The 12827-nt window shown below is 48.0% G+C and carries 17 protein-coding genes; 4 read left to right on the top strand and 13 right to left on the bottom strand.

Going from position 1 to position 12827, the window contains the following annotated elements; all coding sequences use genetic code 11:
• Position 1 precedes the first annotated feature (1 nt).
• From AC1S5B_RS25025 to AC1S5B_RS25045, 5 genes are all read right to left on the bottom strand, one after another.
• Positions 2-442 carry a C6orf136 family protein gene (locus tag AC1S5B_RS25025; RefSeq protein ID WP_482038378.1) on the bottom strand — a complete coding sequence of 147 codons (441 nt, stop codon included), beginning with the start codon at positions 440-442 and terminating at the stop codon, positions 2-4.
• Entirely contained in the window at positions 439-2436 is a 1998-nt protein-coding gene (locus AC1S5B_RS25030; RefSeq protein ID WP_482038379.1) for a ribonuclease catalytic domain-containing protein, read from the bottom strand. Before AC1S5B_RS25030 ends, AC1S5B_RS25025 begins: the two co-directional genes overlap by 4 nt.
• A 193-nt stretch (positions 2437-2629) precedes the next feature.
• Positions 2630-2845 (bottom strand): 30S ribosomal protein S18, encoded by a 216-nt coding sequence (rpsR, locus tag AC1S5B_RS25035; protein WP_171573157.1) that lies wholly within the window; start codon positions 2843-2845, stop codon positions 2630-2632.
• A gap of 105 nt (positions 2846-2950) precedes the next feature.
• A complete protein-coding gene (rpmG, locus tag AC1S5B_RS25040) occupies positions 2951-3145 on the bottom strand; it encodes a 50S ribosomal protein L33 (protein WP_482038380.1) in 195 nt (64 codons plus the stop codon).
• Between the two features lie 48 nt (positions 3146-3193).
• Positions 3194-3721, bottom strand: coding sequence for an RDD family protein (locus AC1S5B_RS25045; RefSeq protein ID WP_482038381.1), 528 nt, complete (start codon positions 3719-3721; stop codon positions 3194-3196).
• Positions 3722-3946: 225 nt separating this feature from the next.
• On the opposite strand from AC1S5B_RS25045, the gene AC1S5B_RS25050 reads away from it, so the two are divergent.
• Entirely contained in the window at positions 3947-4222 is a 276-nt protein-coding gene (locus tag AC1S5B_RS25050; RefSeq protein WP_482038382.1) for a hypothetical protein, read from the top strand.
• A gap of 132 nt (positions 4223-4354) precedes the next feature.
• On the opposite strand, the gene AC1S5B_RS25055 is transcribed toward AC1S5B_RS25050, so the two are convergent.
• Entirely contained in the window at positions 4355-4990 is a 636-nt protein-coding gene (locus AC1S5B_RS25055) for a hypothetical protein (protein ID WP_482038383.1), read from the bottom strand.
• 562 nt (positions 4991-5552) lie between these two features.
• Here AC1S5B_RS25055 and AC1S5B_RS25060 point away from each other — a divergent pair.
• Positions 5553-6431 (top strand): carbonic anhydrase, encoded by an 879-nt coding sequence (locus tag AC1S5B_RS25060; RefSeq protein WP_482038384.1) that lies wholly within the window; start codon positions 5553-5555, stop codon positions 6429-6431.
• Between the two features lie 39 nt (positions 6432-6470).
• Here the strand turns inward: AC1S5B_RS25060 and AC1S5B_RS25065 are convergent, their stop codons facing one another.
• Entirely contained in the window at positions 6471-6962 is a 492-nt protein-coding gene (locus tag AC1S5B_RS25065; protein WP_482038385.1) for a redox protein, read from the bottom strand.
• A gap of 214 nt (positions 6963-7176) precedes the next feature.
• Between AC1S5B_RS25065 and AC1S5B_RS25070 the strand changes: the two genes are divergently transcribed.
• Positions 7177-8070, top strand: a complete 894-nt coding sequence (locus tag AC1S5B_RS25070; RefSeq protein ID WP_482038386.1) for a LysR family transcriptional regulator — start codon at positions 7177-7179, stop codon at positions 8068-8070.
• Positions 8071-8094: 24 nt separating this feature from the next.
• On the opposite strand, the gene AC1S5B_RS25075 is transcribed toward AC1S5B_RS25070, so the two are convergent.
• Positions 8095-8661, bottom strand: coding sequence for a DUF1499 domain-containing protein (locus AC1S5B_RS25075; RefSeq protein WP_482038387.1), 567 nt, complete (start codon positions 8659-8661; stop codon positions 8095-8097).
• A gap of 301 nt (positions 8662-8962) precedes the next feature.
• Here AC1S5B_RS25075 and AC1S5B_RS25080 point away from each other — a divergent pair, with 301 nt between their 5' ends.
• On the top strand, positions 8963-10738 hold the full coding sequence (locus tag AC1S5B_RS25080) for a serine hydrolase (protein ID WP_482038388.1): 1776 nt from the start codon (positions 8963-8965) through the stop codon (positions 10736-10738).
• A gap of 116 nt (positions 10739-10854) precedes the next feature.
• On the opposite strand, the gene AC1S5B_RS25085 is transcribed toward AC1S5B_RS25080, so the two are convergent.
• The 5 genes from AC1S5B_RS25085 to ureA form a co-directional block, all read right to left on the bottom strand.
• Positions 10855-11253 carry a type II toxin-antitoxin system VapC family toxin gene (locus tag AC1S5B_RS25085; protein ID WP_482038389.1) on the bottom strand — a complete coding sequence of 133 codons (399 nt, stop codon included), beginning with the start codon at positions 11251-11253 and terminating at the stop codon, positions 10855-10857.
• The gene (locus tag AC1S5B_RS25090; protein ID WP_482038390.1) at positions 11237-11464 is read right to left on the bottom strand and encodes a hypothetical protein; all 228 of its coding nucleotides are present in this window, start codon (positions 11462-11464) and stop codon (positions 11237-11239) included. The genes AC1S5B_RS25085 and AC1S5B_RS25090 overlap by 17 nt, the downstream gene beginning before the upstream one ends.
• A gap of 137 nt (positions 11465-11601) precedes the next feature.
• Positions 11602-11946 (bottom strand): urease subunit beta, encoded by a 345-nt coding sequence (locus AC1S5B_RS25095; protein WP_482038391.1) that lies wholly within the window; start codon positions 11944-11946, stop codon positions 11602-11604.
• Positions 11947-11958: 12 nt separating this feature from the next.
• Positions 11959-12474 carry a GNAT family N-acetyltransferase gene (locus AC1S5B_RS25100; RefSeq protein ID WP_482038392.1) on the bottom strand — a complete coding sequence of 172 codons (516 nt, stop codon included), beginning with the start codon at positions 12472-12474 and terminating at the stop codon, positions 11959-11961.
• An 8-nt stretch (positions 12475-12482) separates the two neighbouring features.
• Positions 12483-12785, bottom strand: a complete 303-nt coding sequence (gene ureA, locus AC1S5B_RS25105; RefSeq protein WP_482038393.1) for an urease subunit gamma — start codon at positions 12783-12785, stop codon at positions 12483-12485.
• Positions 12786-12827: the final 42 nt, after the last annotated feature.

A 12827-nucleotide genomic window follows, 5' to 3' on the forward strand; every position in this document is an offset into this window, starting at 1 on the left:
GTTACCCCTTTTGCCAAAACTGAGCCAAAATCTCACCCGGTGGGCGATCCCAGGTGTCGATATGTTGATAAATCAACGCGTCTGCATTCAAGGTGTAAATCGAGTAGCCGTTGAATAATAACTTGGGCTTCCAGGGCAGACGCAAGGTTCCTCTGACCGTCCAGTCAGCCCGAATAGTATTTTCACTGGCTGGGCAAACTTGATGGACATCGAAATATAATTCTGTGAAAAACAACTGTCCGTGAAATCGGAGTGTCCAGAAAATAATTCGATAATTGAACTTACCCTTAAAGCTATTGACCGGATCACGAAAGAAAATATCCTGACTATAGATGTCGTAAGAAATGTCTTGGGAAAACAAAGTCGGTAAATCCTGCTTCAGCACGGCGAGCGCCTGCTCAAGTTGGGCGGCATACTCCGATTCGCTGAGTGGCTGACTCACAGGATCACTTCCTCAAAATTGATTGTGTCATGGCGAGGATCAACATGGCTCACGCGCAGTTGCAGATGATCGCCAAGTTCAATCGATCGCGTAAACCGCATCGCCATTTCTAGCCCTAAATCTTCTAGCAGCACCAGACCCAGGTTTTCGTGTTCCCGCAGCCAGCGCAGCATCAGAGCGTGCCAGACTTCGTCGGGCGATCGCCGCAGAAATTCCAGTCCCCAGTAACGATTCGTTTGCCGCTCAACCGAAACCGCTTCGTACAACGTGCTGCTCAGAGTCATGGTTATTTCTTGCACCTGCTCTGCCGAAAAGGGCAGCGGTTCGCCCCGCAAATGGGCTTTTAGCTGAAAATGGGTCAAGAGGTCGGTGTAGCGACGAATGGGGGAAGTCGCCTGGGTATAAGTTTCCAGCCCTAAACTGGCATGACGTGCTGGGGTAATGCTCATTTCACTGCGGGGCATACAGCGGCGAATGGCACAGAACCGCACAGGCCCTGCGGGTAGCTGCATCAATTCCTGTTCCGGTGGCAATTCGGGTTGAGGTTGGTGGCGGAAAGGAATTGGCAAGCTGTGAGTTTGTCCGTAACGGGCGGCAGTTTCTCCTGCCAGAATCATCATCTCAGCGACTAACTGCCGTGCGATCGAGTCTTGCAGAACGTCAATACTAATTTCACCTTCTCTGACCTTGATCGAGGATTCTGGCATGTGAATGCTGATTGCCCCTTGGGACTGCCGCCAGGTTTGCCGTTGTTTCGCCCAAATAGCGATCGCCTCTAGCTCCGACTCCTCTTGAACTCCGCCCAACTCCAGCATTTCATCCACATCTTCGTAGGTGAGGCGATAGGTCGTTTTAATCTGGCTGGGATGAATGCTGTAATCCTGAATCGCGCCCTGCTCGTCTAAGATCACGCCAAAGCTGAGGGCATTGCATACCTGCCCTTGCACCAAACTCATGGGTCCTGTTGCCAGTTCCGAGGGAAACATGGGGATCATGCCCGTGGGTAGATAGACCGTGGTGCTGCGGCGACGGGCTTCTAAATCCAGTTCATCTCCAGGGGTGAGCCAGTGAGTCGGATCGGCAATGTGAATCCAGAGCCGCTGTTTCCCTTCGGGTAAATATTCTAAGCTCAGCCCATCATCAATTTCCTGGGTGCTTTCATCATCGATGGTATAAACCTTGAGGTGAGTTAAATCTAGGCGATCGCCATGAGCATCAGACAGAGGAGAACTTAAGCGATCATGCGCCACTTCCAAAACCTTTTGCGGAAATTGAATCGGAACTTGACTACGGCGCAGAGACAGATTTTCGTGGGGAGTCCACACTTCCAAATCTACTAGGAGTTGAAAGGCTGCCTGCGGACTCTCCGATCGCTTTAAGTGTATCAAGGTTTCAAGGGCCGTCGTCCGCTGAGTGGCTTCATCGCCCAAGGTGGCATAACGTTCCAACGCCTCCAAACGCAAGCGATCGCTGCTTTGCCACTCTACTGATTCATGCTCCAGCGCTTGCTGCAACCGGGTGAAGTATCCTTGCAGTTCCTGCTGGCGCTGTTCTTCCATCTCCATCTGGTGCTTTAGTTCTGCCACCTGAAGCTTAGGACGTGGCTCGTAGCGATCGCCTTTCGATTTAAAGTACAGCTTATCTTCCGACAGTAGCCAGTGAGCCGCGTAGCAAAGCAGCGGACTTTGCTCAGAGAACAGCAGCAGCGCCATTTCTGCTGGATCAGTTGTTTCCCGATCTTCGACTAACAGTTCCCAGGCAACTTCTAAATTAGACAGATCTAAGTAAGGCTCGACCTGCTTTAAAAAACCTGGAATGCTAGACGGCTTGTAGCTTTCTCCAGTAACTTTGTACTCAATTTGGCGAGGATGGAGCGTATGAGATTGGGCGCGTTCGTCGATCGCAATCCAGTGTTTTTTGCCTTCTGGACGCTCGATCACTGCGAGACGGCGATCGCTGTTGACCCGAAATTCTACGAGGGTTCCCTTCTCCATCGGTTAAAAAGCAAGCTGCAACCAGTAAAAACGTCTAATCGCACCATTCATCACTAGGAAAAATGATAGCCAGAAAAAACGACTGTCAGGATTCGAGCCTTCAAAAGACAAAAACCTGCACAGTCTACCGTAAATGGAACGCCCAGCAATCTCACTGCTTTGAGTAAACAGCGACAGTCTACCTTGAACGACTTTACCCTTCGGCGTTAATAAAGGGTAGAAGCGCTACAATTCGCGCTCGTTTAATAGCTTCAGTCAAATTACGCTGTTGTTTGGCGGTTAGCCCGGTAATGCGGCGAGGCAAAATCTTTCCTCGCTCCGTGATGAACTTACGCAGCAAATCTACATCTTTGTAATCGATGGGATCTTCAGGCTTGATGGGAGAAACGCGACGGCGAAGGTAGGTCATAGGTGTGAATAGTCAATGGAAAGTGTGGGTGATTCAGTGGAATAGAAACAGCATTGCAATCTATTCTGTTGATCGAGCGATCGCCCAATCAACAGACAGACGCTTCTACTTAATTTCTTTGTGTGCCGTGTGCTGATTGCAGTGAGGACAAAATTTCTTCAGTTCTAACCGTGCCGTGGTGTTGCGGCGGTTTTTCTTGGTAGTGTAGCGAGACACACCCGGAGAACGCTTATCCGGATTAGTGCGGCACTCAGTGCACTCCAGCGTAATAATGATTCGTACGTCCTTACCCTTAGCCATAATCCTAACAACTCAGCGATTGAGACAAAATTTCGACACGAATGTCCATTATTTCACACGACGCTTAGCTTCGGCAAATATTTGCTTAATTTTAATATCCAGCGAGTAACCGCGACCGCTTTGAACAATAATCGTGTGGGCAACGCGATCGTGAAATGCCTGCCGATTGTTCGTGTCCGTAAACGCAAAGCTGCAATCCACCAATAAGGGAATTGGGGCGACTAGCAGAAAGCCATTAGTTGGGCTAAGCGTGGCAAGCCCAATCAGAACGAGCAAACCGCCAAATCCCGTTATCGCCTCCCGCTTACCTAAATCCACTAAACCTGGAATCACCCGAAATCGAGGATTCACCACCTTCATGTCCATCGCCCAGCGTCCCAAGCTTTGCCCCCGGTTTTGCACCACCAACACTACCCGCAATACTGCCCACAAAATGATGAACGCAGGCATATAAAGGCTGCTTCCCAAAAGCAAACTGGGCAGTGCCGCCGCGCCAAAATCGATCGCAAACGCTGCTACACGCCGCGCCATTGGCACTCTGACATACCGCCCCGTTGGATTCAACTCTGCGCTCATGGAAATTTAATGCTCATGGGAATTTAATAAAGATTACCCTTCTATGCTACTTATCAAGAGTTAATAGTTTTTGCTAAATTTACGATGCAGCACTTAGCCATGATAGCGTTGCACTTAGCTGGGGCGCGACGACACTTTTAAAACCTTGAGCGTTAAAATTCCAAACAGAGAGCCTATCATTTCATTGTGGGTAAGTCGAGGAGAGCCACTCGAGGAGGTAAAGGAATGCCCCAAAGTAATGAAAATGGTAGCCGCCTCGATCGCATTGAGTCCATCATGCTCGAACTCGCCACCGCCAGCGTGAGACATGACAACGAGTTTAGCCGGATTAATGCAACCCTTGAGAGAATAAATGAGCAACAGGCAGCAAATGCCCGACAGATTGAGGCAAACACTCGACAAGGACATCTCAATCAAGAGAGTATTCATACCCTGACTGCCAGCATCCAAGACCTTCGCAACTTGGTGGCAGACTACATTCAAGGACGTTCACAGGCATAAAAAATCTTCTGCCATAAACAATGTAAAAGCGTTATGGAACATCAAGAAGGATAGCCTTCATCTTGTCCATAACGCTTAATTGCTGGAGCGTTTTTTAGAGTGTGAGCATTTGAGAATCACCGAAGAGGCAGGTTAGTTGGTGTAGTAACCCGAAACCAGGCGCTCGCGGAAAATCTTCTCACGCATTACGTCCACTTCAGGATTGAGGATGGGTTTAACAGTTTCAATTCCTGAACCCAAGTTTGCGGTTTCCATGATTTTTCCAGCATTCTTGCCATCGCCCACATACACCGTAGAAGTGCGATCGTTCGGCACAATCATGCCGCAGCTACTCCAAACTCGGCTACCGCTATTGCTATAAGGTTTACAGCCAGCTAAAACATTGTTCTTTTCGGGCTTGTAGATCGGACCAAACACTTTGATTTCGCCACCCTCGTTGTACGCAATGCGGACATCGCCGCCCACACTTAACGTGCCACACAACACTTCAGCCTTGCTCCAATCTTCCTTGCCCATGGAATTCAAAAATCCACGAACTCTTACTGGCGTGTTCTTACTCATGCACTTGTCTGCAAAGGCAAACGCGTCACCCGCTTTTTCACTCGTTAAGGTATGCTTTTTGCCGTTGTAAAGAAAATTTCCATCGGGGGCAACAGCGCTGCTCCAATGGAATTGGTCGGCAGGCATGGGTTTAGCATTTACAGCACTTGCAGTAAAGGTTGCCAGCATTGTTCCAACGGTTAAAACAGACAACGTTTTCAGATTCATAACGGTGTATCCTTTCTCTAGTAACAGATTGAATGAACTGATTAGCATCCTTGCCTCATAAGCCTAAAGTTGTGAATTCGCTATTCAACAATTTCAGAAGGAGTGAGAGGTAAGACTTAGAACAAAGCTAGTCTTTCTTTTTCAAGGAAGGGGGTAGAGAAAATACTTAAAACTTTCAACATAAAGATGCGCTTATCACTTCTTTAATAGAATAAATTCTGGAAATTTGCTGATGCCATTCTGCAAGTAGGCTTTGGAAGCGCTTCTATTTCATTGAATTTCCCAGCATTTTCCGTAAAGCTTTGTTAAGCTCTGATACGAGATACTGCCTGATCCTTTGAGAGCCTCTACCCATAAAAACCCTTGCAAAAGACCATTTAACAATTCAAAGTCTTTTATTGAATCAATTTACTTTTATTGAATCGATCTAGATTTGTCTAACTATCTCAACCAAAATCAAGGAAAATTTTAAAGCCGCCTAAGTAGAACGAAGCAAGTGATGCTTCTTCCGGAGAACTTATTGGACGGCTTAGTATATTTCTCCGATCGCTGGAAACACCCGATGAAAAATATAATCCAAGGTCTACACGAGTTTAAAACAGAATTCTTTTCTGCTTATCAAGAGCGATTTGAAGAACTTACTCAGGGACAAAAACCCAAAGTTCTCTTCATTACCTGCTCCGATTCGCGGATTGTTCCCAGTCTCATTATGCAAACAGAACCGGGCGAACTGTTTGTAATTCGCAACGCTGGCAACATCATTCCACCGTTTGGGGCGGCGAATGGCGGCGAAGGTGCAGCGGTGGAGTATGCGATCCACGCTTTGGGCATCAAAGATATCATCGTCTGTGGTCATTCTCACTGTGGCGCGATGAAAGGGTTGCTGCAACTTGGCTCCCTCCAAGAAGAGATGCCGTTGGTTTACGAGTGGCTAAAACATGCCGAAGCAACGCGCCGTTTAGTGCAAGAAAACTATAAAGGCTATTCCAAAGATGAAATGCTGGAGATTACGATCTCTGAGAATGTTCTCACTCAAATCGAAAATCTAAAAACCTATCCAGTGGTGCGATCGCGGATGTATCAGGGCAAGCTCCAGATTTATGGATGGGTTTATCTAATTGAAACGGGTGAAGTGCTGGCATATGATCCAGTCACTCATCGGTACATTTCCCCCCAAAGCCAGATCGAGCCTTCTAAACCTGGGCAATATCTTTATACCCAAGCTCCTCCAGTTGCCTGTGATTTGCCTTACCAGTCGAACGCAGATCCGGAAACTATCTCTTCGCCCGCGATCGCTGCCCATAGTCGTACCCCGAACCCAAGCACAACAACCAGCAATGGGCACACAAATGGCAGTCCTAAAAAAGCACCCGGCGATATTAGTTGGCTACCCCCAGAACAAGCCGATCGTATCTATCGAGGCTCTACCCCAAAATTTTAGACAAGAGGATATTGATCCGTTCATTTTCTCAAACTGCGATTAAGCCACCCTTAGCTCAGCCCGATCAAATCCGTGGAGTTTTGGCGGCGGCGCGGCTTTGGAGGTGACCCACAGCAATCGAGGGATGTCTGCGCTATTGTAAACTCGAAACTCATTTTCGACTTTTGCTTCAGCTTTACGAAGCGCTTGATTCAACACCAATGAACCATCAGGATCAGAAACGGAACGATGGAAGGTGCCAGGAGGAATGCGGAGAATATCGCCGCCCGACTCTAACCGAACAATGTGAAAGGGATACTCCCAGTCAAAATTCACTAGGTAAAAGGTGCGTCCGCCGGATAGCGCCAACAAATTATCTTCTTGTTTGGGATGGAGATAAAACTGCCAGCTACCATCGGAAGCACTGTTGGGACTCACTGCCGGACCATCATGAAATACCAAATCGCGGGCATTGGAGTCGGAAATGGTAATGTCAAAAAAACGAACCTTGGGCGTGTCGCGGAATTTTTGGTAGGGTATCAACTCAAACATATCGCTCAGTCTCAATTCTAATAAGTGCAAGTTGTGAATCGTTTGGGCTAAACAGACAAAACCATGCAAATAGTGGAACTTATCTCACTCACGTTGGTTTTCCGCCGCTCCCTGTTAGATTCAAATAACTTAACAGTTGTAGAGTCAGCATAGCCTGAGTAATTAGACATAAACAAAGCCTTTCGCGAGTTACATCTATGCAGAAAACGAATAGATGCAGTCGATAACTATTTTTCAGTTGCAAATTTTGGCAACCATAGCGGAGCATCACAGTTTTTCTGAGGCTGCTCTTCAACTAGAGATTTCTCAATCGGCGGTGAGTCGAGCGATCGCGGCATTGGAAGACGAACTGGGCACCTCTTTACTGGCGCGGGGTCGGTTTGGGGCACGGCTTACGCCCGTAGGTGAGCGCATTCTGGTTCATGCTCATCAGATTTTGCAATTGCGCGATCGCATCGACCACGAAATTGATCTAGAGAAAAACCTCAGCGGTGGACGAATTCGCATCGCTTCGTTTCGCAGTGCCGCCACTCATCTGCTGCCACCGTTGATCGCTCGGTTTTGCCAGCGGTTTCCTAATGTCAAAGTCACGTTGACGGAAGATGATCCAACCGGGGTAGAACTGGCACTGCGGGAAGGACGGGTGGATATTGGCTTGGTGCCCCTGCCGCGATCGTCGGATGACTTAGAAACCTGGGAAATTGCCCGCGATGAATTTGTGGTGCTGTTGCCGCCCTCTGATCAACCCATTCCTCAGCGGTTAACCTGGCAGGATCTCGCTCAATATTCCTTCATTCTCTATAACTACGCCGAATGTACCTCTGCGGTGCGGGATCACTGGACACAGTGGCAGCAATCCTTTAAGGTTGCCCACGAAATTAAGGAAGATTCCACAATTGTCAGCATGGTTTCTCAAGGGCTAGGAGCCGCTGTTCTACCCCGGTTTGCGGCAATCCCCATTCCCAACGGTATTCAGGTGCGATCGCTCCCGATTCCCCTTGAACGCATCATTGGTTCAGCAATCCTCTCCAACGGGTTACATTCGCCAGCGGTGTTCACGTTCCTAGACCTACTGCGGGGCACAGGTATGTTCACATCAAAAAATTGATGGGATTAATTTATATCAATATCTTCAGGCTAATCCAGCGATCGCGCTCCGAATTGCCTCAATTCGCTGACGATTTACGCCCAAATCTGACTCGCCTAACCGCGATGCCGATCGCACTTCAATTACGGGCTGAGCGGGATTGACGTAAAATTCCACATCATCCACAAACCCCATGAGGGCGCTGGTAAACTCGGCATACAAGTAATTGTCAGTCGTTTGGATAATTTTGGTTCGGGGCAAAGATTCGATCGTTGTTTTAAGTTTTGCGATCGCTTCTGCGGGGGTGCCTTCATAGCGCAGCGGCTCGATTCGATGCTCATCATCTTGGCTCTGACTGCTCACACAATTCGGAGAATTGGGACAATCCGCCAACTTTCCATCCGTCAATCCTAAATTATTGGGGCGGCTCCCAGAAAACGAAAATAAACTGCCAGACATTGCCATAACCTCAGTATGAGAAGACGGATAAGCAGCGGCTGGATTGACGAACCCAAACCAGCCCACTAGGGTAATTAGTGCAAAGGTAAACAAAACAGAAGTTAGGGGAGTGCGCCAGAAAATACGCGGTTTTCCAAAGAATTGGCTCAACATGATTGGCTAAATATAAATGGGGGTGCGATCGCGTTTCTTTACAGTGTGCAATACAACGGGATGAAATCAATCAGCAGATGAAACCAGATTAAGCTAGAAAAGCCTTTTCATGAGAGATGCCAACCAAAATACCTGCTTCTCTGCTGATTACTGATAGCAGCGATCCTGTAGGTTGGTTCAAGTTCCTGCTGTCGGGTTCCTATAGGCAAATCATGGCTGCTAAAACTAGGGGAGATTTTGGCTCGACAGTTTCCGACAATTCTGCTAACGTTTGCCATGAACGGGAGATAGAGGATTGAAGATGCCAGAGTTGGGAGCGTCATCAAAAAAGCGGCGTAGAACTGGATTTAGACTGTTCAATCGGCAGCAGTCGTCTACTCATGCCCAAAAACCTGCACAAGAAACCGCTCAGCCTCCCTGGATGGATAAGCTCGCAGCATCTAGTTCGCTTAATCCCAATGGATCTACATCCCCTAGCCAAAAAGATGTCTACCAACGGGGCAAGGTAAGTTCCGTTAAGCCCAAAAAAGCTAGCTTTGAGCCGTTTGGGTGGTTATTTGGGAAGCAATCTAGACGGCGATCGGACAGTACTAGAGAGAAAAGGCAACAAACAGATGGTAAAGCCCTGAATCGATCGCCCTCCTCGTTTGACCTATCTGCCTCCAGTACTCCAACATCCTATGGAAACGGCAAATCATCAGCATCGCAGCGGCGCATGACTCCCAGCGATCTCAAAAGACAGCGATCGCCTTCACCCCATTCAACCGAGTCTCACCAGATCGGCAGCACCTATACAAGCAATGGTAAAAACTCCATTCGAGCTTTTGGTTTGGGCAGGCAGTCCTCTCAAAATCGTGGGTTGACCAAAGGGCACGATACCCAACTTCAGGCAAATCATCCAACACTCTTACAGCAACAAACCTCGCTCCAACAAACCACACTATTACAAGGGCAGAAGGAGAGTCGTGGCGGCTCTCGCTCCCGAAAACAGCGACGAAAACAAGAACCCATTAATTTTGTTCCCCGATCGCGCAGTATGGCGATCGCCCTCTATGCCGCGCGAATGCTGATTTTAAGCGTTGGCGTTGGCGTGCTGGCTGGAACCGTTTTGTCTGCCTGGAACCCAACCAACGCGCCCTTTGCGGCGGGTCTGCAAACAGTCAAGCAAGCAACTGCACCCAGCCCTCCAGAAAACCCAGCTTCTGAAGTGAGACTTGCCCAAGAAATGCTGCCGCTCAAAGCGGGTCTGCAAACCTTGATCCAGCAAAATCCTAAATTCAAACCTGGCGTTTTTCTGGTTGATTTAGACAATAACGACTACTTGGATGTGAGCGGATCAGCCAGCTTTTCAGCCGCCAGTATGATCAAGGTGCCGATTCTGATTGCATTTTTTCAGGATTTAGATGGTGGAAAAATTCGGTTAGATGAAAAGCTTGTGATGCGTCAAGATCTGGTCGGAGGTGGGTCTGGAGATCTCCAGTATTTGCCAGTGGGAAGCCAATTTACGGCGCTGGACGTTGCCACCCGGATGATTACCATCAGCGACAACACCGCCACCAATATGTTGATTGCACGGCTCGGTGGAATGCCAGCCCTCAATCAACGGTTCAAATCTTGGGGGCTTTCTACCACTACCTTAAATAAACTGTTGCCCGATTTACAGGGAACCAATACCTCAAGCCCCAAAGATCTCACAAGTTTGATGGTGAGAGTCAGTCAAGGTGATTTGGTGTCGCTGCGATCGCGCGATCGACTGCTCGACATCATGCGTCGTACCGTCAACAACAGCCAACTCCCTCAAGGACTGGGAGAAGGGGCAACGATTGCCCATAAAACTGGCGACATCGGCACGCTAGTGGGGGATGTGGGGCTGATTGATATGCCCAACGGCAAACGCTACGCAACCGCCGTTTTCATCAAGCGCGGGTTTAACGACGATGCCGCCTACGAGTTAGTTCAAAAAATTTCTCGCCTCAGCTACCAACACTTGAGCAAACCGAAAGCGGCAGCTACCAGCCCTACAGCGACCCCAGCGATTCGTTCCACGATCCCAGAGGGAATCGCCCCCAAACCTTGAAAAGTTTATAGGTGAAAATTTGTGCGCCTGTAATGGTCAGCGCTTCAAAACAACTCTGGCTGCTTCCCATCCCACTGGCAACCCCAATCATGATCGCAATAGTTTCCAGTATTCCTTCATGAATTGAAGGGGTTGACAATGCTCAAGCCGTTGATTTGTTGGAAGTCTTGAATGTTTCGTGTAACCAGAGTGCTTTTCATGGCTAACGCACAAGCCGCAATCAGGGCATCGGGTAAGGCGGTTCGATAATCCCGACGAATTTGAGCAGATTGATCCAGGATGCTTTCTGTAGGGGTAACACAGGTCAGCGATCTCAAAAACGCTCGAATTTGTTCCGCCTCTTCTTCTGTCAAGTTAGGGTAGCAGAGGAGTTCGACCCAACTAACAGGACAATAAAATCCCGAAACATTTCCTGTAAGAATGTCTTCTACGATTGGTTGAACGACCGGATCACCATTGAAATAGTAGATGAAGATGTTGGTATCAAGTAGATAACGGCTATCTGTTCCATTCATCTCTTAACTGGTGTTGAAACTGGAGTGGATCAATACGTTGGGGCAAAAAGCCAAACAGGTTATTGGATGAAGGTGTTGTTTCAAGATCAGTCTGTGGCATTGATTGAACTACAACGACTATCTCAACCAATCCTGGCTGAATCGTATTAGGCAAGGTAATTTCTACCTTGCGATCGCTCTTAACCTCAATTACCTGACGAATAGTTTCCATCTTTGGCTGTAAAAGTGGATTCAGAATATTTCCATATTAGGCTACCGTAACAAAAGATCGATCGCCCTTCTTTTACGGTAAAACTGGCAGTAGCACAATCAGTAGCAAGATCGTAATTTCGATTAAACGTATCGCGACTACTTCTTCTTTTTTCCTTTTTCCTTCTTCGGCTTACTGTCTAAATGACCATCCACTTTGTTATTTAAGCCGTAAACTTCACGGGAGCCTGCTAACGCCACTAACGTCACTTCTTTTTCATCGCCCGGTTCAAACCGAACGGCAGTTCCAGCAGGAATGTTAAGGCGCATTCCAAACGCTTGGCTACGATCGCACTGCAAGGCTTCGTTGACTTCATAAAAGTGGAAGTGGGAGCCAATTTGAATGGGGCGATCGCCCGTATTTGCCACCATCAGCGTTACGGTGGGTCGTCCCACATTCAGTTCAATTTCGCCATTTTCAATCAACAGTTCACCGGGAATCATGAGTCACTCCTTTTAATCATCGTTTCGGTTTAATTGCCAGCGCCACAAATCCCCATCTTCAGGGTCGTGAAAGGCTTCTACCTGTTTCATGCCGACTTTTTCTAGCACTCGTGTGGAGGCATTGGGCGCTGCCAGAGTGTGAGCTTGAACGACTTTCACGAATGGATGAGTAAAGGCATAGTCAATCAGCTTGAGAGCCGTTTCAGTTGCCAGTCCTTGATTTTGGTAGGCAGGTATAATTTCATAGCCAATTTCTACCATGCCTGAGTCGTCTGGCTTGCCCTTAAATCCGCCAAACCCAATCAAAATCTTGTCGGCAGCGTGAATAAACAAATATATCCACCACCCCGCCAACGATGGATCTAATTTCAATGCGTTGTAGGAGTAAGGGATCACTTCAGGAAACTCCGTCCAATGCTCAGGAATTGAGATGCCTAAGTGCTGCTCTAGTTTGCTGGGATTGTTTTCTAGCCAGTCTAAATGTTCCAGGTCACAGGACAATAGCAGCAGGCGATCGCTTTTCAACATAAGGGCGCTTACCGAATGGGGTTATGCACTGTCACCAATTTGGTGCCATCGGGAAAGGTCGCCTCCACTTGCACATCATGAATCATGCTGGCAATGCCGTCCATGACATCGGCTTGAGTTAGCAAAGTAGTCCCATAGCTCATTAGATCCGATACAGTACGTCCATCCCGTGCGCCTTCGAGGATTGCGGCGGTAATATAGGCGATCGCTTCGGGGTAATTCAGCTTTACGCCTCGTTCTTTCCGCCGTTCTGCCAGCAGTGCCGCCGTAAAAATCAGCAGCTTATCTTTTTCTTGCGGAGTTAATTGCATAGTACGTTCTATTCCTCACGTCCAAATATGAATATAAATCAT

The organism is Leptolyngbya sp. CALU 1928, from assembly GCF_056784215.1.